Source organism: Pedobacter sp. GW822-FHT03F06, from assembly GCF_058801365.1.
In genome coordinates this window covers 75483-95380 of record NZ_JBXANE010000018.1, presented here as the reverse complement: position 1 = coordinate 95380, position 19898 = coordinate 75483, and the positions used below count along the sequence as shown (strand labels likewise).

Genomic DNA, 19898 nt, shown 5'->3' with positions numbered 1-19898 from the left:
GCTTACCAAGCTTTCTTCTTGTAATACTATTTGAAAGAAGAAAAATCAGTTTGATAAACCAAAGGAGATGACGATACTTCTAATCAACTCATATCTTTAAATCCTCTGTCATTGATACTTATTTATACAATAAATTATCCCTCCGGATGACAAACCGAGAAAATATTCCGTGTTTCTGTGTTTCCGTGGCAGAACTACAAGCAACAAAAAACCCCGCAAGATCAAAATCTTGCGGGGTGTAAATCTATTTGAGAAATTATTAAGTTTTAACTGCTTTCTTTTTCTTCTTTTCTTCTGAGTAAAACCCAAAACCTAATCCGGCCAATAGCAAGATCGATCCTGCTAAAGAGATTTTCTCTCCGGTGTAATATGATGTTGGGTGGAAAATAAACTCAAGTTTATGGTTACCTGCTTCTAACTGTGCTGCACGTAAAACGTAATCAGCCCTGAAGTATGGCTTTTCAACACCATCGATATACATTTTCCAGCCTTTATCATAATAGATCTCTGAAAACACTGCAATTACATCTTTAGCGGTTGAGTATTCGTAAGTCAAATGATCAGGGTTATAGTTGGTTAATTTAATAAAACCTTCCTGGCCAGTTCCCAAACGCTTGGTATCGATCGAATTTTTGAAACTTTCATCAACAATGGCTTCCTTTTTAGCATCAAAACTGCTAATTGCCTTCATTTCTTCATCAGCATTTTTAGCAAACTGGACACTTTGTACAAACCATGCATTACCCGCAGCCGTTGCATTACGCTGCATTTTATACGATCCGTTTTGAGGATCCTGAGTAATGATGTACTTCGTATTTAACATATCCAATACATCTTGGTTAATACTTTTTGTTAATTGGTTATCTACCAACTCCTGAAAACGTTTTAACCTTGCGGAGTGGAAACCACCAACGGTTTTATGGAAATAAGAAGTTTCGGCACTTTTAAACGGATCGCCCAACGATAAATCGAAAACTCTAAAGTTTGGATCTTTATCAGCCGCGATAAAATTATCTACATCTCTAGGCTGGTAGTGGTTATCTAAATCGGATTTACTTACAAAATTCTGGTTGTTTAAGTAACGGCGGTCTACCTGCCACAAATCAATTAAAACAAATAATGCCAATAAACCAAAAGCCAATTGCATGTTTAATTTTTTGGTAATGAAAGCCCAGGTAATTCCAAAACCAATAGCGACGAACAATAAAGAGCGCAAAGCGTCAGCACGTGCTAAAGCCACACGGTCGGCAACAATGCCATTTAGAATTTCCATTGCAGCACCGCGGTTATTCTGCAAGGTTTGTGTTAAAGCATCTAAAACCTGTGCCTGGTTGGCCTGCGTAAAACTGAAGAACGCCGTAGGGATGACGGCAATAATTAAAGCAAAACCGCCTGTAATACCTGCTGACCAGGTTAATCGCTGCACTAAATATTTTTGATCGTATTTTCCTTCTTGTGCTTCTTTAATGGCCAGTATAGCCAGCAAGGGTACCAATAAACCTACAACGGCCAATATCGATTCAACAGCCCTGAATTTGTTATACCCGGGAAGGTAATTAAAGAATATATCCGAGATAAACGGCAAGTTACTTCCAAAGGAAAGGAACAGCAATAAGACACTTGATCCTAAGATCCACCATTTCCAGCGGTGTTTTACAATAAACAATCCAAAAACAAATAAGAAACAGATAATGGCGCCAAAATAATACGGACCTGAAGTACCCGGTTTATTGCCCCAATACTGGTTGGTACCCAAATTTTGAGCTACATAACCAATGGCCTGTTTTGGATCAACGCCTTGAAGATTTTTTTCAACTGCTTTATAAGTATTGCTTTCAGGTTTAATAATTTCGTCAATACTGCTTGCACCACCATAAATATTCGGAATCAGAAATGAGAAACTCTCTCCAACACCCTGGCTCCATTGGTAAGCATATTCTTTATCTAAACCATTTGCAGGTTCAGCCTTATCGGTTGTTAAATTAGATTTACCACGGATGGTTTCTTTGCCATACTCGTAGGTTGTCCACAAGGTACCCGCATTTACCAGAACCGATAAGAAAATACCCGCTGCAATATAAGCAACAGCTTTACCAAATGCCGGAAGCTGTTTTGCTTTAAAGGCATGGTAAAGTTCTATACAGCCTAGAATAAATAACGCTATAAATAAATAATAAGTCATTTGGATGTGGTTCGAGCGGATCTCTAGCGCCATAAACAGCGCCAGAAAACTGCCTCCTACCAGATACCTGCCTCTTAGGATGAGAATAATGGCAGCCAAAATAGGAGCGAAGAAACCAATGGCCAGGGCCTTATTGCTATGCCCCGCAGCAATAATGATAAAATTATACGAGGTAAATGCAAAGGCAATTGCACCTGCTGCTGCAAGCCATGGATTTATTTTTAATACACAGAATAATAAATAAGCACCTAAAAGGTATAACAGCACCGTTCCAACAGGATCGGGGAATATACCTTTTATTACATCGATACCATAAGTGGTAATATTTAAAGGATACTGCACCCAAATCTGGTAGGCGGGCATACCACCAAACATCTGGTTGGTCCAAAGTGGTCCTTTACCATCTTTCGCCTTAATATCCATAATTTCTTTCTGCATGGCTTTAGCCTGCAAAACATCGCCCTGTTGTGGCGCTTTACCCTGCAAAACAGGACTGAAGTAGGCAAAAGTGATGACTACAAAAAATGCAATAATGGCCAGGTGTACGCCATTTTTATTAAACCAGTTATTCATTAAGGTTTGTTTAAGTTTAAACGAACGTCAAAAATAAAAAATTGGGCGGTATAAAAAAGGAATAAATTAAATGCATGCTGAATAAAAAATTAGATTTGTAACAAAGAATAAAAATTCAACCTATTTATTATGAGAAAGTTTGTCATTACAATCGCTCTTGCTTTATTATCTTTTTCTTCATTTTCGCAAATTGTAAGTTTAAATAACAATGAAATTAAAAAGCTGAAAAGCCAGATAAAAAATGATGGAGAAACCAAAAAACTATACCTGGGCTTTGAAAAATCGGCATTACTTTATTTAAATGAAAACCCAGATCCAATTGATACCATCAGAACTGAAGGATTATTAAAGGGAAATCCAAAAAAAGAGAAAACCAGATTGGCCCTTGCAGATATGAACAAAATGTTTGCACTGGCCTTACAATACCGGATTACCGACGATCAAAAATATTTAAACAAATGTGTACAATTTCTTGGTGCATGGGCCAAAATCAATAAACCTAATGGCGATCCCATTGATGATACCAATCTGGATAAAGCCATTGAAGCTTACGACCTGATTAAAAAAGATATCCCAGCAGCAGATAAAAAACAGATTGAACAATGGCTTACTGAAACGGCTTTAGCAGAAATTAACAGCAAGCGGATGAAAGCGGGGAGAGCTACCGCCATTAATAACTGGAACGCTCACCGGTTAAAAGAAGTCGGCGAAATTGGTTACACCTTAAATAATAAGGATTTTATTAAGTGGGCCATCGACAATTTAAAAAGCCACATCAACATCAATCTATATGCTGATGGCACCAGTTTGGACTTTAAAGAACGCGATGCCATGCATTACCACATTTACGACCTGGAACCAATGCTAAAGCTGGCCATTATGATCGACAGGGCGAAAGGCACCAATTTTTATACCTACGAGTCGCCTAAGGGATCTTCGATCAAAAAATCTGTAGAATGGCTGATCCCATACATCAATGGAGAAAAACAGCACGAAGAATATGTAAATACAACCGTTAAATTCGATCGCGACCGGGCAAAGAACAATGAGCCTGGATTTGCCCCCGGAACGATGTTTAAACCAGATTTGGCATTACCGGTATTGAAATTATCTGTCTATTTCGATAGAGCGCAGGCTGAACTATTAAAAAAAGTAAATAACAATGCTACCAGCTGGCAGATGCTACTGGATAAACTACAACGGGAAAGTAAATAGCTTCCGAAACAAATAAACTTTCAATAACTATTGAAAGTTTAAAAATAATTTTATATTTGTGTATGGAATTAGCAGCAGCAAAATTAAAATTTATAGAAGCCTGGGGCAAATTAGGCTCCGAATGGGGAATTAACCGCACCATGGCCCAAGTACATGCGCTATTGCTCATTTCTCCTGAAGCACTTACCACCGAAGAAATTATGGAGGCGTTGAGTATTTCCAGGGGAAACGCCAATATGACCCTGCGCGATTTAATTGGATGGGGCTTAATTGAAAAACAGCACAGAGCTGGCGAGCGCAAAGAATACTTTTTTGCCGATAAGGATGTTTGGAATATTTCCCGTCAGGTAGCTAAAGAACGTAAAAAAAGAGAGTTAGAGCCTGTTTTAAAAGTTTTGAATGAACTATCAACGGTAGTGGGCGATGAAAAAGATCCTGAATTTAAAACCTTTAAAAAATCGGTAAGTGATATTAACAAACTTGCAATCAACGTAGATAAAACTTTGGAAACGATGCTTAAAGCTGAAGAAAGTTGGTTCTGGGGCTCGTTATTGAAAGTGTTTAAATAGAGACGTGAGAGGGAGGTATTGAGTAGCAAGATTTGAGTAGTAAGTATCGTGTAGCAAGTATCGAGTAGCAAGACATATTCACCCTAATGCTAACCTCCAAAAAGCCTTGCCCTTAAGTTCGGCTTTACTTCTCATCCAAAATTTTCATTTTTATTAAAGAACAGTAGGGTTAATCGAACAGGTTAAAGCAGAAAGCATAGAAAAAACGCCCAAAGTTAAGTGTATGCCTACAATTATCTTAAAAACATCGATTAATGCGCCGATTGAACGCTGTTTCGATCTGGCCAGAAGTATCGACCTCCATGTACAGTCGATGCAAAGTTCTAGTGAGAAAGCCATTGCTGGGAAGAGAGCTGGATTGATCGACCTACATGAATCGGTTACCTGGCGGGCCAAACATTTTGGCATTCCGTTCGAAATGACAAATAAGATTAGTACAATGGAATATCCAACACGCTTTGTAGATGAAATGGTTAAAGGCCCCTTTAAAAAACTTCACCATCAACACCAGTTTAAAATAATAGGTTCTCACACAGAAATGACTGATGTTTTTGAGTTTCAGGCACCGTTTGGTTTATTAGGCCGGCTTGTAGAAAAAATATTTCTCAAAAATTATATGTCGAAACTAATTGAGAAACGAAACAAGGTAATCAAATTTCAAGCTGAATGTTAATATACGCTATTTGTGCCTCGCACTCTCATTAAATTGCCAAAGTACATTAATAATTTTCCAGGCGCCATTTAATTTAACAAGATGCATATAATCGATCCATTCATCTGCAATTAATTTAACTGAGGCCGTTTTCTCTGAAATATCAAGCATTTTAACTTCCTTTTTAGGAACAATGGGGAATTTATCTTTTTTGCGGTTATAGCTTTCGGCCAAAATAACCATCGATTCTGCAGAGGTTTCACGAACGTAGTCTTTGTTGGTTTCCTTATCCGTCCAAAATGTTCTTTTAACGAGCCTTGGGTGCAAAGCCTGCTCCATTTGTTTAGGGTTTGGAGTATGCTGCGATTCTATATAATCAAGAACTGCACGTTTGATTTCTAAGCTATCCTGTTTTGTTTGGCTAAAGCATTTCGCACTTATCATCCACAAGGAGATAAAAACAATAAAATATTTCATCGTTGTAGGTATATATCTGGTTTCGGGTTGAGGGTTAAAAGTATTAAACTTAGACTATATATTTTGAATTATTACTTTTTGAATTCAAACAAAAAACCCTGAAACAAGTTCAGGGTTTAGTTTTTATTTCACTTCTTCGTAGTCTACGAAGTCGCCGAGTTTATCTGTTTTACTTTGATCAGGCTTTGGAGGCATATAATCTATCGAAATAGCGCCTTCAGGTTTTGACCGTCTTTGTTGTTGCTGTCCTGTAGCCTGACTCTGCATTTTGCTGGCCAGGTTATTAAACAGCATTGGCAGAATTAACCTAATCAACATTCTGATCAGCCAAAGTACCAATATTGTGATGAAAATGAATTTTACTAATGCCATTTTTTAAATTACTGTTGTTACAAATATAGACGTCATAAAATTTATTTTGTTACTTATTGAGCCTTTAATTGCATTTTGATTACAAATATAATACGTAAATAAACCTATAAAGGTTTTAATATCCACGTTAATCTTCAATAATTTCAGCTACTCGGCCTACCTGACCATCTTCGAGCCTCACTTTTATCCCTCTGGAATGAAAGGCGGATGAAGTAAGCAGATCTTTCACCACACCATAAGTGATATTTCCCGACCGTTGATCTTTCTTTAAAATAATTCCAACCTCTAATCCTGGATAAATGTCTTTTCTGTTTTGCCCGTCCATGTGTACTGTAGTATGATTAAAGCCTCAAATTTCCATAATTATTTTGAGTGTTACGGTAATTTACTGAAATCTATTTCAGGTTTTTTACCTGCGCTGCTTCTGGTAAAGATTTTTCTTGGTGTAGTGTAATCGTTAAAAAAACCACCGTTCTTTAAATAAAAGGCGCCCTTATCTACTCCTCCCTGATAATCCATCCGATATCCTTTTGCTCCGGTGTTGTCGATAGTAAAGCGGGCAGATTTTAATTCAGTCCATGTTCCCTTATCATCGCAGATCCATTGGTTATCAAACAAAACTTTCCGCGATAAGTCGCCCTGTACAGGTGAGAAGTTTTCTAAAAAGGAGTGGAAGCGCTTTAAATAGGTTTTAGTCTGTGGTCTGGTAAAACTGGCTATTAATTGCCATTTATTGGTTTCGGGTGCAAAGAAATAAGCAGTATAGGTAGTTAGGCTATCTTTTCCAGGTACGCCATGCAGCAAGAATTTATAGGTATTCCCTGCCTTCCACATATAGTTTAAGTAGCTCTGACCTCCAGCGCCTTCATTCCCAAATTCTCCTGTATGTACGCCTTCTCCTTTTTTCAGCATTTTTATCTTGTGCGATTCCGGGATACTTTTAGGATCGTCGGTATTGAAAGGGCTCCATACCGAAAATAAGATATGTCGCTCGGTTGGGCTATTTACCTGCATACCGAAATAGCCTTCACCAAATCCATTCGCCATAAAATAAGAACCCAGAATATCTTCACCTTTTGGTACGGTTACCTCATTATAATACCACGCTGCATTTACATTTTCAGGTTGTTGATAGTTCAGATGAACTGATGGCCCACGTCGGCCCCAGTGAAAAAAGTTGCCTTCGTTGTTTTTAACGTAAGCGGTTTTGCCTTCAATGGCTGTACCACCAATGGATAAGGTTTGTATTGAAGGAAATTTGCCAGCACTTTTGCTTATTCCTTTAATGGTTAACGCTACATATCCTGTGTCTTTAATGTTCCATTCGCCAATCTTAGCATCAAAAGCTCTGGTTTCATCGAAACTTACCTTTTTAGATTGATTGTTGATGGCGAATTCCAGAACCGATTGTCCATCTACCGTAGGTTTATCACTTAACGATACCGTTATGGTACCCGGTTTAGAAACCCGGAAATAAGCTGTAAAATATTCTTTCGGATTAGACCAGTTTACAATTCCCCTGTTGGATAATGTTCTTTCAGCATCCTGATGTAAAGAACTGTAGGCATTACCTCCCAGTGGAAGAGAAATTGCTGTAGCATTTTGGGCATGACTTTTTAGCCCCATGACACCGAGTACGATCAGTGTTACTAGTTTAAAAGATTTCATTTGATGATTTTTAGATAACTTATTGAAAGCAATTCTAACTCAAATTATCTAAAAATCAATCTTTAAAACCAAATCGTTACTTGCCGAATTTTTCGTTAAACATTTTCTCTAAGGCAAACATTTCGTCACGCAGTTTTGCCGCCTGTAAAAAGTCCATATCTTTTGCTGCCTTCTGCATGTCCTTACGTGTGGTATCAATTGCTCTTTGCAGCTCTGCTTTACCCATATATTGTACAATCGGATCTGCCGCAATACTGATTTCTGCATTTTCGAAATAGGCCCTGGCTTTATTGTCGCTGGCTTTTTGAGAGAAATCGAGTACCGAAGTCTGTTCTAAAATTGCTTCTCTCGATTTACCTACCGTTTTTGGGGTAATGCCATTTTCAAGGTTGTAGGCAATCTGTATATCCCTACGTCTGTTCGTTTCTGATATAGTCTTCTCCATACTATCTGTAATGCCATCAGCATACATAATTACACGGCCCTTATCGTTACGGGCAGCACGGCCGATGGTTTGGATCAGCGATTTCTCCGACCGTAAGAAACCTTCTTTGTCCGCATCTAAAATAGCAACTAAAGTAACCTCTGGCAAATCCAAACCTTCCCGTAAAAGGTTAATTCCAACCAACACATCAAATTCTCCTAAACGTAAACCACGAAGAATCTCTACACGTTCGAGGGTTTTAATTTCAGAATGGATGTACCTGGTCTTGATATTTAAGCGATCAAGATATTTTGTCAATTCTTCAGCCATACGTTTGGTTAATGTAGTAACCAGGATACGTCCTCCGTCTTTTATGGTAATATCTATTTCATCCAAAAGATCATCAACCTGGTTAATGGCAGGTCTGATTTCAATAACAGGATCTAACAAACCAGTAGGTCTAATTACCTGCTCTACCACCACACCTTCTGATTTTTCCAATTCATATTCGGCCGGGGTTGCGCTTACATAAATGGTTTGCGGGGCAAGCGCTTCAAATTCGTTAAAATTCAATGGCCGATTATCCAATGCAGCCGGCAAACGGAAACCATATTCAACTAAAGATAATTTCCGCGATCTATCTCCACCATACATGGCCCTGATCTGTGGAACGGTAACGTGGCTTTCGTCAATTACCATTAAATAATCTTCAGGAAAATAATCTAACAGGCAGAAAGGGCGCATACCAGGTTGCCTTCCATCAAAGAAACGCGAGTAATTTTCGATACCAGAACAATAGCCCAATTCTTTCATCATTTCAATATCGAAATTGGTACGTTCTTCCAGACGTTTTGCTTCCAATAAATGCCGATCTGCAATTAACTGGTTCTTACGGATTTCCAGCTCTTCCTGTATGCCCCAGATCGAAGAATTGAATCTATCTTTAGGGGTAACGAAAAGATTGGCCGGATAAATGGCCATGTCTTCTAATTTCTCGATGGTTTTTCCCGAAACCGGATCAATTGAAGAGAGTTCCTCAATATCATCGCCGAAAAAAGAAATGCGGTAAGCATGATCAAGATAGGCTGGAAAAATATCAACGGTATCGCCTTTAACCCTAAACGTTCCACGCTTAAAGTCTGTTGTAGTTCTCGAATATAAAATCTCAACCAGGCTATGCAAAAATGCATTTCTCGAAATCCGTAAGCCCACACCAAAACGGAAAACCATCCTGGAAAAATCTTCGGGATTACCCATACCATAAATACAGGAAATGGACGATACCACGATAATATCGCGCCTACCGCTCATTAATGAGGAAGTAGTACGCAACCGCAGTTTTTCAATCTCTTCGTTTATGCTCAGATCTTTTTCGATATAGGTATTGCTCGAGGCAATAAAAGCTTCTGGCTGATAATAATCGTAATAAGAAACAAAATAATTCACCGAGTTTTCAGGGAAGAAATTTTTGAACTCACCGTAAAGCTGTGCGGCCAAAGTTTTATTGTGGCTCAAAATCAGGGTAGGTTTTTGTGTCTGCTCAATCACATTGGCTACCGTAAATGTTTTTCCTGATCCCGTAACCCCTAGTAAAGTTTGATAATGTTCGTTGGCATTTACGCCATCTACCAATTGTTTTATCGCATTTGGCTGGTCTCCGGTGGGTTGATATTCTGAGGTGATTTTAAATTTCATGGGTAAATCAAACTTAGTTAAAATTGATCTTTAAATCAATTTTAATGTTCTCTCCTCCGCTTATAAAAACATAAACGGCTGGGAGGAAATATACGGTTTAGGCTGCAAAGTCTAAAACAGGCGAAAGTCAGGAAAGTTGGCGTAATAAGAAATTTATTCCTTTCAGAATTTTATAACCTTCAATACCCAAATAGCCATTTAGACATATTAACCTAGTAAATCAAAAGTTAAACTTTCGATTTACTAGGTTAATTCTTAGTATTACACCTCAATAAAAATCCCCATTGAAAATTCAATGAGGATTTTTATGAAACAAGGTCATTCTCGCATAAGCGGGAATCTAAAGGCTTATTGCATTACGATTATCTCCGATGAGCACTTCGTGGTTCCCAATCAGGTTGGGAATGACGCAACTTATAACGCTATTTACCTGCAGCTGCCTGCATTGGGTTTTTACCAACCGATTGGCCTCTTACTGCTCCACCAGTTTTGGTTTTATATACCTTAAACTTACTTTCTTTTGCTTTACCGCCCCAGGTGTTATTTGAAGTGTCGATATCAGCAGTTTCGCGTAACGGATCTACCAAAATAGAGGCTACCTCTTTATTTTTAACATAAAACTTAGCGGTTTTCAATTCGTTATGTCTCCAGATCTGCGCTGGGATACGGTCTATTTCTTTTGTTCCATCTTTATAGGTAAACTCAACGATGATAGGCATTACTAAACCTCCTTTATTGCTAAAGCTCAGCTCGTAAAGAAATTTGTTGTCATATTGACCCTGTTCTGCTGAAGGTACTGCTTCGAGCGCGACAGTGGCTTCTGTTTTAGTAGCAACAGTGGTATCAACAGTAACCATTCCCCTATCATATTTATAATAGAAATCCTGAGCTGCAGGAGTTTTATCTACATAAAAATTAATTTTCTTATCCTCACGGTTCCTGATTTTAGAAATATCCTCAAAGGCATTAACAGCGGGTTTATCAATTTTAACCATTTTCGATTTGGCTTCCGGTAAATCTTTAGGAAAATCAGCCTTCGCAAATTTCACGCTATCTAAAGATATATCACAGGGATCAGTGCCGTAAAACCAACCTCTCCAAAACCAATCTAAATCTTCCCCGCTGGCATCTTCCATGGTACGGAAAAGATCTGCAGGTTCAGGATGTTTAAAAGCCCACCTTCTCGAATATTCTTTAAACGCGTAATCGAAAAGTTCTCTTCCCATGATGGTTTCGCGAAGGATATTTAAACCGGTAGCGGGTTTCGAATACGCATTCGGACCGAAACGGGCAATATTTTCAGAGTTGGTCATAATTGGCTCCAGCTCATCTTTTGGCAGTTTCATGTAATCAACAATGGTATACGCCGGTCCTTTTTTACTTGGAAATTTGTTGTCCCAAAGCTCTTCGGTTAAATACTCAACAAAAGAATTTAGTCCTTCATCCATCCAGGTCCACTGGCGTTCATCACTATTTACAATCATCGGAAAAAAGTTATGTCCAACCTCGTGAATAATTACACCTAACATCCCATTTTTTGTGCTTTCGCTATATGTTCCATCAGTATCTGTCCGGCCATAGTTAAAACAGATCATTGGGTATTCCATTCCATTTGCGGCTTCGATGCTCTGTGCAACCGGGTAAGGATATGGGATGGTGAAATCTGAATAGGTTTTAATGGTATGTGCTACCGCACGGGTAGAAAACTTACTGTAAAGGTTGTATGCCTCTTTCCCGTAAAAACTCATGCACATTACAGTATTATTATTGGCCTGGATTTTTTGAGGCATAGCATCCCAGATAAACTTACGGGAAGAGGTCCAGGCGAAATCGCGGACATTATTCGCATTAAAAACCCAGGTTTTTTTAGCGGTAGATTTTTTGGTTTCCGCAGCTTTAGCTTCAGCCAAAGTTTGGATTTCTACAGGTGCAGCAGCAGTTTTAGCAGCATTATACCTACTTAACTGCGTTGGGTTTAAAACAGCACTATAGTTGATACACTCTCCTGTTGAACCCACCAGGTGGTCGGCCGGAACAGTCATTTGAACTTTAAAATCGCCGAAGGTTAAGGCAAACTCACCTCTGCCTGTAAACTGATGGTTCTGCCACCCTTGGAAATCGCTATATACACATAGGCGTGGGTACCACTGCGTCATGGTAAACAGGTAGTTCCCATCGGTTGGAAAAAACTCATATCCTCCACGACCACCAACACTCATCCGGTCGGAAATTTTATAGTTCCAATCGATATTGAAGATAAATTTTTGTCCGCTTTTCAGCGCTACAGGCAAATCTACCCTCATCATGGTTTTGTTAACCGTATAGGGTAAGTTTTTACCTGTTGCATCAGTTAATTTGGTAATGTTTATGCCATAACCGTTGTTTCCTGTTGCACTTAACTGATCTAAATTTTTAGTAGTTCCTGCAGCAGGCATTTTAGTCGCATCCTGGTAATTGGCATTTCTATCCGTACTATGCTCGTTTTCATCAAGCTGCAACCAGATATAAGTTAGAGGATCAGGAGAGTTGTTGGTGTAAGTGATCGTTTCAGACCCCGTTAACAACAGATTTTTTTCATCCAACTCACATTTGATGTTATAATCGGCGCGTTGTTGCCAATATTTAACACCGGGCGCTCCGCTGGCTGTACGTTGTTCGTTAGGTGTTGGTAAAATGGTACCCAACTGTTCAAATTTATTCCCGTGGTTACTTCCTGGGTTATTCTGGGTATTTTGGCCCATAGCCAAGCCACCAGAAAAGAATAGCAGGCCGGTTAAAGTAATTAGTTTATTCATGATATGGTTTATTAAAAAGGAATTCGTTCTAAAGCCATTTTTAAAGCCAGGCTAAATACGGCTGCTGATATAAATAAAACCCAGCTCATACGTTTGATGCGGGTGTAATTAAAAATTAAAAAGGTAATTAAAAGAATGATAATCACCATAAAAACCTGTCCGGCTTCTAAGCCTACATTAAAGCCAAATAGGCCCCAGCCAATATGCTGATCTTTAGCCAGCATTATCCGGATGGAGTTTGCAAAGCCCATTCCATGAATAAGACCAAAACCAAGTGCCAAAAAATAATTGATCTTAATTGATTTTAAGGAGAAATTCTTTCTAAACAAATTGCTGATGGCGGTAATTACAATGGTGCAGGGAATTAAGAATTCCACCCATTTACTATCAAACCTGATGATATCCAATACACTTAAAAGTAAGGTGATTGAATGGCCAATGGTAAAAGCCGTAACCAATATGAGCACCTGTTTTAAATTGACATAACTGTAGATAGCAACCAGCGCCAAAATAAATAGCTGATGATCTAAAGCATCGGCACTGATGATATGTGCCCAACCCAATTTAAAATAAAAGATAAAATCTTGTAATGGCATGAATAATAAGCTAACTATTGAGAGTAAAATAGTTTACAATAGCTAAAATTATATTTTTAATTATAAAAACTCCAAATATCCTGTAAACAAAAGCCTAAATACCAAATTTGTTACTATTCTTTAAGTTATTTAGTGCTTTTTGGCAAATTTAATATAACAACTGTGTTTACAGTTGTAAACAGAAATTGTTGTTTCATATACATAGCCAATACAGTAACTTGGTACTTATAACTATTGGTCTTCTAATTAAACACTATGCTTTGGCTTAAATATCATTTACAAAAACCTGAAAAAGGTTTCGATCCGGTACCAAAAGCTTTTGCAGAAAAATATGCGGCAAATGAATACAAAAAAATTGACGGCAAAGTAATAGATTTTATAAAAACCCACTTAGGTGATTTCGAAAACAAAACCTTACTCGATCTGGGTGCCGGGCCCGGGCAATATAGTATCGAATTTGCCAGGAGAGGTGCAAAAGTTACCTGGCACGACATTAGCCAAAATTATTTAACAATAGCAAAAGCTAAAGCTGAGGACGAAAACATAACAGTAAATTTTTCATTGGGCTATTTAGAAGACGCCCATGGCAAGTTCGATATTATTTTTAACCGCATATGTTGGTATTACTGCATTAACGATTACCGGTTTGCAAAATGTATCTACAACTTGATCAAAGAAAACGGGTACGGTTTTATTGTGGTTAACAATGAGAAATTTCTTCAGCAGGAACTTGCAAAAGAATCAGGATTTAGAAAAATGGCCATTAAAATGAGTTTTTGGCTCAATGAAAATTTTAATATTAAGCTTACACATGTTCATCCGTCGCATAAAAAACTAAGTAAAATATTTGCCCGCTTAAATTTCAGGCATTTACATTTAGAACAATGCGGACATAACACCTTAATTACATTTAACAAGTAGGAGATTATCTGTTAACTTTGCCCCCTTTAAGGAAAGATTTAATATGTTGATGTGTAAATTAAAATATAGCTTTTTGCTTTTGTGTGTTGCCTTTTTTTCTGTTGGAGCAGGAATAAAACATCCTTTGCACGTAAGCACAACTGAAGTAAACTTTAATGCCAAGGATAAAACCTTAGAAGTAAGCTGTAAAATCTTTTCTGACGACTTTGAGGCAATTTTAGCCAGATTATACAAACAGAAAATCGATCTGGGCAATCCGAATATGAAGAACGCAATGGATGAACTGGTAAAAAAATATCTACTTTCTCATTTACAGTTAAAAGCCAATGGCAAAACGGCTTCAATGAACTATATCGGATTTGAGATTGATCATGAAGCCACTAATATCTATCTCGAGGTAGAGAAGATTCCATCCGTAAAATCGGTTGAGGTGAGCAACACTATTTTATATGATATGTTTGATGATCAGATGAGCATTGTACATATTGTAAAAGGCCCTAACCGTAAAAGCACCAAAATCCTTTATCCTGAAAAAAAGTTCACAGCAAACTTTTAATTGTATTTTTTGTATTAAATTACAGCTCAATGTTAAATTACTGTTAATTTTAGAAGGCAATATTATTTAGGTTAATATCTGCTGAGAAATATTTCTTGTAATCTTTTTTTAAATACCGTGTTGTTAAAATAAGTTATGCATCTAATCATCTTCTCCAATATATTAACGCCTCGGATAAAATATATCTTTAATTTTATTTTTAAAGATATTCTTAAAACAGAATTAGAATTTACAGGCAATAGCCAATATTTTCTACAGAGTGAGCATGTCAAAATCAGTTATGGCGAAGAGCCATTGGGTGAGGAACTTTTTTTTAAGCGCAGCACTTTACTCTTCTCCAATAAGTTAGAAGAATTTAAGCCAAAAACCATTTCTTTTGGCGAATATCAGGCTCCTTTTCCAGTCGCACAATCAGCCTTGCCATTTGATGTCTTTGCTGCCTCATTTTTTATATTAAGCCGGTATGAAGAATATTTTTATCCCAAAAAAAATGAAGAAGAATTTAGGCCATCGAGAAGCCATCAGCATAAATGGAAGATTTTAGATAAACCGATTATTGATGAATGGGCATTGATCATTAAAAGTTTGATCCAAAAAAAGCATCCACATTTCAAGTTCCACGAAAAGAAATTCCAGCACCAGCCAACCGTTCACTTCAGTATTTTGCCCAACCTACCCGAGGGGTTATTAAATAGGACTAAATTTATTTTCAGTGCCATCTTTAAAAAAGAAAACAATTACCTGAGCTCGAAATTTGACCGGTTAACAGGGGTAGGAATTAATAACGAACAGGTTTTGGATGAGGCAACCCAGTTTTTTTCTTCAAAAAAAAGTAATCCTCTTTATTTTGTCGATTTTCCTGATGTGCCGATAAATTACATCAGGATAAATGGTGTTTCAAAAGCACTTAGCGATCAATCAGTTGGACTATTAAGGCCTTGTGCCAGTGATAAGCAAAAAATGCTCGAGATTAAAGAAGGCCTGGTTAAGCTCAAAAAAATCAGCTCAAACCCCGCACCTGTAAGTAGTCAGCAGTTAGAAGCATTAAAATTCCCCATTTGTTATTTAAATATTCTTAATTCCGGCATTACTTCCGATTATTCTATGGGCTATAGTAACGTACCGGGCTTTAGGGCCGGAACCTGTACGCCATTTAACTGGTACGATCTTCAGCTCGAAAAAGTAACCCCTTTAATCGTTAATTCTTACTGCCTCACCGATTATATTCTTCAGTTTTTAACACCTGAGGCAGCCATTAAAACAGTACACCAATATATAGGTGCAGTGAAGGTGGTAAATGGCACCTTTTATAGCAGTTGGAGCCTAAAAAGTCTGTCTTCAAATGCAAAATACAAAAAACTAAAATCGCTGTTTAAAGAAATGCTCAATTACGCGGGAAATTGATTTTAATTTAATTTATCCGGCTTAAAATTGCTAATTTTAATAATTAAACGTCCCACTGGAATAAACCTGTAAGATACCGGAAACATTATTATGATTTTTGATGTAAGCAAGACAAAATCTATCGCCAATACCTTTATTGCCGAACTTCGGGATGAAAACATCCAGAAAGATTCGATGCGTTTCCGCAAAAACATGGAAAGACTTGGTGAGTTTTTTGCCTACGAAATCAGCAAATCATTGGAATATGTCATTCAAGAAATTGTAACCCCTTTGGGTGTATCGTCCTGTGAGGTTTTAACTCAGCAGCCCGTTTTAGCTACCATACTCCGGGCCGGCCTGCCACTTCAGCAAGGTTTGCTCAACATCTTCGACAAAGCCGAATGCTGTTTCATTTCTGCTTACCGAAAAGTAAAGAAGAGCGGCGATTTTGTAATCCAGATGGACTACATTTCTACCCCGGATTTAGAAGGAAAAGTTTTGATCATGGCCGACCCAATGCTGGCAACCGGACAGAGCATGGTGATGTGCTGTAAAGAACTTATTAACCGCTACAAAATTGCAGAACTTCATATCGTTGCCGCAATAGCCAGTACAGAAGGTGTTGCACATGTACGCGCCAATCTGCCTAAAGCAAAACTTTGGCTTGGAGCAATCGACGAAGAAATGACCAGTAAATCTTATATCGTTCCGGGACTTGGCGATGCAGGCGATCTGGCCTATGGAGAGAAAGTTTAGTTTTTAGTCCAAAGTCTTAAGTCCAGAGCCAAGTGAACATCCTCTTTATATGCAGCAGAAACAAATGGCGCAGTGCCACTGCCGAAAATATCTATAAAAACCATCCCGATCATCAGGTAAGGTCAGCGGGAACAGCGCCATCGGCCAGGATTAAAATCAATGCAAAACTTATTATCTGGGCCGATCTCATATTTGTAATGGAGAAAAAGCATAAACAAAGGATCATTGAAAGTTTTCATGAAGAAACCTGCGATAAGGAAATCATTACACTCGATATCCCGGATGAATATCAGTATATGGATGAAGAACTTATTGAAGAATTAAACGCAAAAGTTGCCGATTATTTATAAATCAAAAATCATTAGGCTACCTTTGTGAAAATAATTATTCATGAAAAAGCACATTTTCTTCGACCTCGACCATACCATTTGGGATTTTGACCGCAATGCCGAAGAAACATTAAATGAACTCTACCAAACTTACAAACTAGAGGGGCTTGGCTTAAAATCATGTGCCGACTTTATTACAACATATACCGAAAATAACCATCAGTTGTGGGCCGACTATCACTTGGGAAAAATTACCAAAGATTTTTTAAGATCAGAACGGTTTAACAAAACATTCATTCAATTAGGAATTCATCCTGATGCGGTACCTCATCAATTTGAGGAGGATTATGTAAATATCTCACCCACCAAAACCAATTTGTTCGATGGGGCAGAAAATGTTTTGAGCTACCTACAACAAAAATATACGCTACATATTATTTCTAACGGCTTTAAGGAAACAACCTTAACCAAAATGAACCGCTCTAATCTTAATCCCTATTTCGAAAATGTAATTATCTCAGAAGATGTGGGTGTAAACAAACCCAATCCCATCATTTTTGAATATGCCTTAGATAAGGCAAAGGCTTTAAAAGAAGAAAGTATCATGATCGGTGATAGTCTTGAAGCTGATATTTATGGTGCTTTAAATTTTGGTATGGAGGCTATATTTTTCAATCCTTTACAGAAAGAAAAACCTGTTGATGTGCAGAAAGAAATTGTGCATCTCGAAGAATTATTGAAACTTTTTTAGTTTTACTTCTTTTTGTTTGGTTTTGGCATTCGTTTGGCATTAGCTTAACACACACAAATGAAACCTTAATTAAAATGAAAAAAACCATCTTTTTAGGATTGGCAATGCTTTTTGCTACCCTAAGTTTCGCTCAAAACAACCGCAGTTCTGCCGAAGTATTTCTGCAAATCGTTAACCCCGGCAAGTATAATGTATATTTAGATGAAGAACTGGTGGGATCAGCCAACGGTAGGTTCCGTTTTTATAATGTATACAATTCTGCACCCATGCTATCTATTATTCAGGGCAATACTGTAATCTTGAAACAGAGAATAAGGGTTATCCCACAACAACGGCTTGTTTTGAGTTTTGAAGATAAAAGGTTAATTACCTTAAAGCAGCTAACAATCTATCGCAACAGGCAGTATGCCCTTAACGATTTTGATGGCTATACAGGAGATTACAATTCGGGCATTGTTCCTCCTCCACCAGCAGTGCCCGAGTTGAATTACAGATTGTTATCTGATGAGGCTTTTCAGGCTTTTTTAACGCAATATAGAAGGGAAAGTTTTGATGATGGCAGAACAAGAATGATTAATGTTGTGAGTAAAAACGCCTCATTGCTAAGTGCCCAGGCCAGGGTGCTTTTAAAATCTTTTGCCTTTGATGATGAACGTTTGAAGGTAGCCCGGAACCTTTACAAAACCGTTGCCGATCCTCAGAATTACTTTACCTTATCTGATATTTTTACTTTTAAATCTAATAAGGACGACTTTTTAAAATACTTGGAGAACCAGTAATTCGGCTTATCTTTATTAAATGACGGCTGCAAAAATAAAGGCATCGATACACAAAATTGTCGATGCCTATAAATCGAAATTATCTCACTATAGTGAGGATATTTTTCAAACCACGCCACCCATTGCCGGATGGAGTTACAGCGAAGTATACTCGCATATTTTTGATTCAAGCCTGCTCTCCCTAATTGCACTTGAACGCGCAGCAAGTGGCAAAGGCGAAAACAAACCCACACTTTTTATTGTAAAACTGATTTTGCTTTTAGGCACCCTGCCGCCGGCAAAAAAGTATAAAGTTCCGAAAAGACTGGCCGAACGTGTAAAAAAAATCAGCAAAACCGAAGCGCTTGATTTTATTTTAGAATTTGAAAAAGGCCTTGATGATAATTATCCCGCAATTGCCCACGCAAAAGCCAATTGTAAAACAAAACACCCACGACTAGGCTACTTGAATGCCAAACAATGGCTAAGATTTATCGAAATTCATTTAAAACACCACCTCAAGCAGTTAGAAAGAATAGAAAAGAGTTTTTAGGCGTAAATTAATTTCGCCATATTTGGATAAACATAAATTCAGCGCCATGAAACATACTTTTTATCTCTTTGCCTTAACGCTACTTTGCGCCTGTAATAGCGAAAAGAAAGAAACTGCTCAAGCTGTTATCCCAACACCTACAGGAATACAGGGACTTCAAAAAAGTAATACTGTTCAACCCGCAGCGCAAAATGCTAAAACTAACCTTATTTTCAATCCGCCCCATGGCGATGCCGGCCATACCTGTGCTTTAGCCGTTGGTGCACCATTACACCAAACAGCTGCAGTTCAACCACAAAAAAGCGCTAGTCCACAACCAGTAACTGTTCCGGCACCTCCTGTAGTAAACACTTCAGGTAAAAAACTAAACCCTAAACATGGAGAACCTGGCCACAGATGCGATATTGCTATCGGCGCGCCTCTAGACAGCAAACCAACTCAAATTGTTACCACACAGCCTGCAGTAAAACAGACTGTAGCTATAAAAACAGGAAAGGGCTTGAACCCACCCCACGGCCAGCCTAACCATAGGTGCGATATTGCCGTTGGTGCGCCTTTAAATAGCAAACCTGCCCAAGCTGTAAATACAGTTCCTCTACCGGCTCCTGAAACTAAAACTTCAGAAACAAAAACACTGGAGACCAAAAGTGAAGGAAAATAATAGTACTGATAT

20 protein-coding genes are annotated in these 19898 nt (G+C 38.0%); 12 read left to right on the top strand and 8 right to left on the bottom strand.

The genetic code is table 11. From position 1 onward, the window contains the following. Positions 1-259: 259 nt before the first annotated feature. Positions 260-2755: a YfhO family protein gene (locus AC1RJ8_RS24030; protein WP_492955959.1), complete on the bottom strand. Its 2496-nt coding sequence runs from the start codon at positions 2753-2755 to the stop codon at positions 260-262. 129 nt (positions 2756-2884) lie between these two features. Here AC1RJ8_RS24030 and AC1RJ8_RS24025 point away from each other — a divergent pair, with 129 nt between their 5' ends. From AC1RJ8_RS24025 to AC1RJ8_RS24015, 3 genes are all read left to right on the top strand, one after another. Continuing rightward, positions 2885-3970, top strand: coding sequence for an alginate lyase family protein (locus AC1RJ8_RS24025; RefSeq protein ID WP_492955958.1), 1086 nt, complete (start codon positions 2885-2887; stop codon positions 3968-3970). Between the two features lie 62 nt (positions 3971-4032). Next, the gene (locus tag AC1RJ8_RS24020; RefSeq protein WP_492955957.1) at positions 4033-4539 is read left to right on the top strand and encodes a GbsR/MarR family transcriptional regulator; all 507 of its coding nucleotides are present in this window, start codon (positions 4033-4035) and stop codon (positions 4537-4539) included. Positions 4540-4762: 223 nt separating this feature from the next. After that, positions 4763-5212, top strand: coding sequence for an SRPBCC family protein (locus AC1RJ8_RS24015; RefSeq protein WP_492955956.1), 450 nt, complete (start codon positions 4763-4765; stop codon positions 5210-5212). Between the two features lie 6 nt (positions 5213-5218). Here the strand turns inward: AC1RJ8_RS24015 and AC1RJ8_RS24010 are convergent, their stop codons facing one another. From AC1RJ8_RS24010 to AC1RJ8_RS23980, 7 genes are all read right to left on the bottom strand, one after another. Continuing rightward, positions 5219-5635, bottom strand: coding sequence for a nuclear transport factor 2 family protein (locus tag AC1RJ8_RS24010; protein WP_492955955.1), 417 nt, complete (start codon positions 5633-5635; stop codon positions 5219-5221). A 156-nt stretch (positions 5636-5791) separates the two neighbouring features. Further along, positions 5792-6040, bottom strand: a complete 249-nt coding sequence (locus AC1RJ8_RS24005; RefSeq protein ID WP_230151222.1) for a DUF4834 family protein — start codon at positions 6038-6040, stop codon at positions 5792-5794. 127 nt (positions 6041-6167) lie between these two features. Continuing rightward, positions 6168-6365: a YwbE family protein gene (locus AC1RJ8_RS24000; RefSeq protein WP_086548157.1), complete on the bottom strand. Its 198-nt coding sequence runs from the start codon at positions 6363-6365 to the stop codon at positions 6168-6170. Between the two features lie 50 nt (positions 6366-6415). Further along, positions 6416-7708, bottom strand: a complete 1293-nt coding sequence (locus tag AC1RJ8_RS23995) for a DUF3472 domain-containing protein (RefSeq protein ID WP_492955954.1) — start codon at positions 7706-7708, stop codon at positions 6416-6418. 76 nt (positions 7709-7784) lie between these two features. Then, positions 7785-9827 (bottom strand): excinuclease ABC subunit UvrB, encoded by a 2043-nt coding sequence (gene uvrB, locus AC1RJ8_RS23990; RefSeq protein ID WP_492955953.1) that lies wholly within the window; start codon positions 9825-9827, stop codon positions 7785-7787. 422 nt (positions 9828-10249) lie between these two features. Then, positions 10250-12622 carry a M1 family metallopeptidase gene (locus tag AC1RJ8_RS23985; protein ID WP_492955952.1) on the bottom strand — a complete coding sequence of 791 codons (2373 nt, stop codon included), beginning with the start codon at positions 12620-12622 and terminating at the stop codon, positions 10250-10252. 11 nt (positions 12623-12633) lie between these two features. Beyond that, complete coding sequence (locus AC1RJ8_RS23980; protein ID WP_492955951.1) at positions 12634-13218, bottom strand: HupE/UreJ family protein; 585 nt, start codon at positions 13216-13218, stop codon at positions 12634-12636. A gap of 255 nt (positions 13219-13473) precedes the next feature. On the opposite strand from AC1RJ8_RS23980, the gene AC1RJ8_RS23975 reads away from it, so the two are divergent. From AC1RJ8_RS23975 to AC1RJ8_RS23935, 9 genes are all read left to right on the top strand, one after another. Next, positions 13474-14139: a class I SAM-dependent methyltransferase gene (locus AC1RJ8_RS23975; protein WP_492955950.1), complete on the top strand. Its 666-nt coding sequence runs from the start codon at positions 13474-13476 to the stop codon at positions 14137-14139. A gap of 49 nt (positions 14140-14188) precedes the next feature. After that, positions 14189-14695 (top strand): DUF6702 family protein, encoded by a 507-nt coding sequence (locus AC1RJ8_RS23970; RefSeq protein ID WP_492955949.1) that lies wholly within the window; start codon positions 14189-14191, stop codon positions 14693-14695. A gap of 135 nt (positions 14696-14830) precedes the next feature. After that, a complete protein-coding gene (locus AC1RJ8_RS23965; protein ID WP_492955948.1) occupies positions 14831-16099 on the top strand; it encodes a DUF7033 domain-containing protein in 1269 nt (422 codons plus the stop codon). A 90-nt stretch (positions 16100-16189) separates the two neighbouring features. Next, positions 16190-16834 (top strand): uracil phosphoribosyltransferase, encoded by a 645-nt coding sequence (upp, locus tag AC1RJ8_RS23960; protein ID WP_492955947.1) that lies wholly within the window; start codon positions 16190-16192, stop codon positions 16832-16834. A 32-nt stretch (positions 16835-16866) separates the two neighbouring features. Then, positions 16867-17184 (top strand): low molecular weight protein tyrosine phosphatase family protein, encoded by a 318-nt coding sequence (locus tag AC1RJ8_RS23955; protein WP_492955946.1) that lies wholly within the window; start codon positions 16867-16869, stop codon positions 17182-17184. A 40-nt stretch (positions 17185-17224) separates the two neighbouring features. After that, entirely contained in the window at positions 17225-17914 is a 690-nt protein-coding gene (locus tag AC1RJ8_RS23950) for a YjjG family noncanonical pyrimidine nucleotidase (protein ID WP_492955945.1), read from the top strand. A gap of 74 nt (positions 17915-17988) precedes the next feature. Further along, complete coding sequence (locus tag AC1RJ8_RS23945) at positions 17989-18693, top strand: proline and serine-rich protein 1 family protein (RefSeq protein ID WP_492955944.1); 705 nt, start codon at positions 17989-17991, stop codon at positions 18691-18693. 19 nt (positions 18694-18712) lie between these two features. Next, positions 18713-19225, top strand: coding sequence for a DUF1569 domain-containing protein (locus tag AC1RJ8_RS23940; RefSeq protein ID WP_492955943.1), 513 nt, complete (start codon positions 18713-18715; stop codon positions 19223-19225). A gap of 46 nt (positions 19226-19271) precedes the next feature. Beyond that, a complete protein-coding gene (locus AC1RJ8_RS23935) occupies positions 19272-19886 on the top strand; it encodes a hypothetical protein (protein ID WP_492955942.1) in 615 nt (204 codons plus the stop codon). Positions 19887-19898 lie beyond the last annotated feature (12 nt).

Excerpts from the sequence above, each read along its gene's own strand:
- uvrB (WP_492955953.1), bottom strand. The coding sequence starts at position 9,827 with ATGAAATTTAAAATCACCTCAGAATATCAACCCACCGGAGACCAGCCA.
- AC1RJ8_RS23975 (WP_492955950.1), top strand. The coding sequence starts at position 13,474 with ATGCTTTGGCTTAAATATCATTTACAAAAACCTGAAAAAGGTTTCGAT.
- AC1RJ8_RS24020 (WP_492955957.1), top strand. The coding sequence starts at position 4,033 with ATGGAATTAGCAGCAGCAAAATTAAAATTTATAGAAGCCTGGGGCAAA.
- AC1RJ8_RS24015 (WP_492955956.1), top strand. The coding sequence starts at position 4,763 with ATGCCTACAATTATCTTAAAAACATCGATTAATGCGCCGATTGAACGC.
- AC1RJ8_RS23995 (WP_492955954.1), bottom strand. The coding sequence starts at position 7,708 with ATGAAATCTTTTAAACTAGTAACACTGATCGTACTCGGTGTCATGGGG.
- AC1RJ8_RS23940 (WP_492955943.1), top strand. The coding sequence starts at position 18,713 with ATGACGGCTGCAAAAATAAAGGCATCGATACACAAAATTGTCGATGCC.
- AC1RJ8_RS23950 (WP_492955945.1), top strand. The coding sequence starts at position 17,225 with ATGAAAAAGCACATTTTCTTCGACCTCGACCATACCATTTGGGATTTT.
- AC1RJ8_RS23970 (WP_492955949.1), top strand. The coding sequence starts at position 14,189 with ATGTGTAAATTAAAATATAGCTTTTTGCTTTTGTGTGTTGCCTTTTTT.
- AC1RJ8_RS23945 (WP_492955944.1), top strand. The coding sequence starts at position 17,989 with ATGAAAAAAACCATCTTTTTAGGATTGGCAATGCTTTTTGCTACCCTA.
- AC1RJ8_RS23980 (WP_492955951.1), bottom strand. The coding sequence starts at position 13,218 with ATGCCATTACAAGATTTTATCTTTTATTTTAAATTGGGTTGGGCACAT.
- upp (WP_492955947.1), top strand. The coding sequence starts at position 16,190 with ATGATTTTTGATGTAAGCAAGACAAAATCTATCGCCAATACCTTTATT.
- AC1RJ8_RS23985 (WP_492955952.1), bottom strand. The coding sequence starts at position 12,622 with ATGAATAAACTAATTACTTTAACCGGCCTGCTATTCTTTTCTGGTGGC.
- AC1RJ8_RS23935 (WP_492955942.1), top strand. The coding sequence starts at position 19,272 with ATGAAACATACTTTTTATCTCTTTGCCTTAACGCTACTTTGCGCCTGT.
- AC1RJ8_RS24010 (WP_492955955.1), bottom strand. The coding sequence starts at position 5,635 with ATGATAAGTGCGAAATGCTTTAGCCAAACAAAACAGGATAGCTTAGAA.
- AC1RJ8_RS24005 (WP_230151222.1), bottom strand. The coding sequence starts at position 6,040 with ATGGCATTAGTAAAATTCATTTTCATCACAATATTGGTACTTTGGCTG.
- AC1RJ8_RS23965 (WP_492955948.1), top strand. The coding sequence starts at position 14,831 with ATGCATCTAATCATCTTCTCCAATATATTAACGCCTCGGATAAAATAT.
- AC1RJ8_RS24000 (WP_086548157.1), bottom strand. The coding sequence starts at position 6,365 with ATGGACGGGCAAAACAGAAAAGACATTTATCCAGGATTAGAGGTTGGA.
- AC1RJ8_RS24030 (WP_492955959.1), bottom strand. The coding sequence starts at position 2,755 with ATGAATAACTGGTTTAATAAAAATGGCGTACACCTGGCCATTATTGCA.
- AC1RJ8_RS24025 (WP_492955958.1), top strand. The coding sequence starts at position 2,885 with ATGAGAAAGTTTGTCATTACAATCGCTCTTGCTTTATTATCTTTTTCT.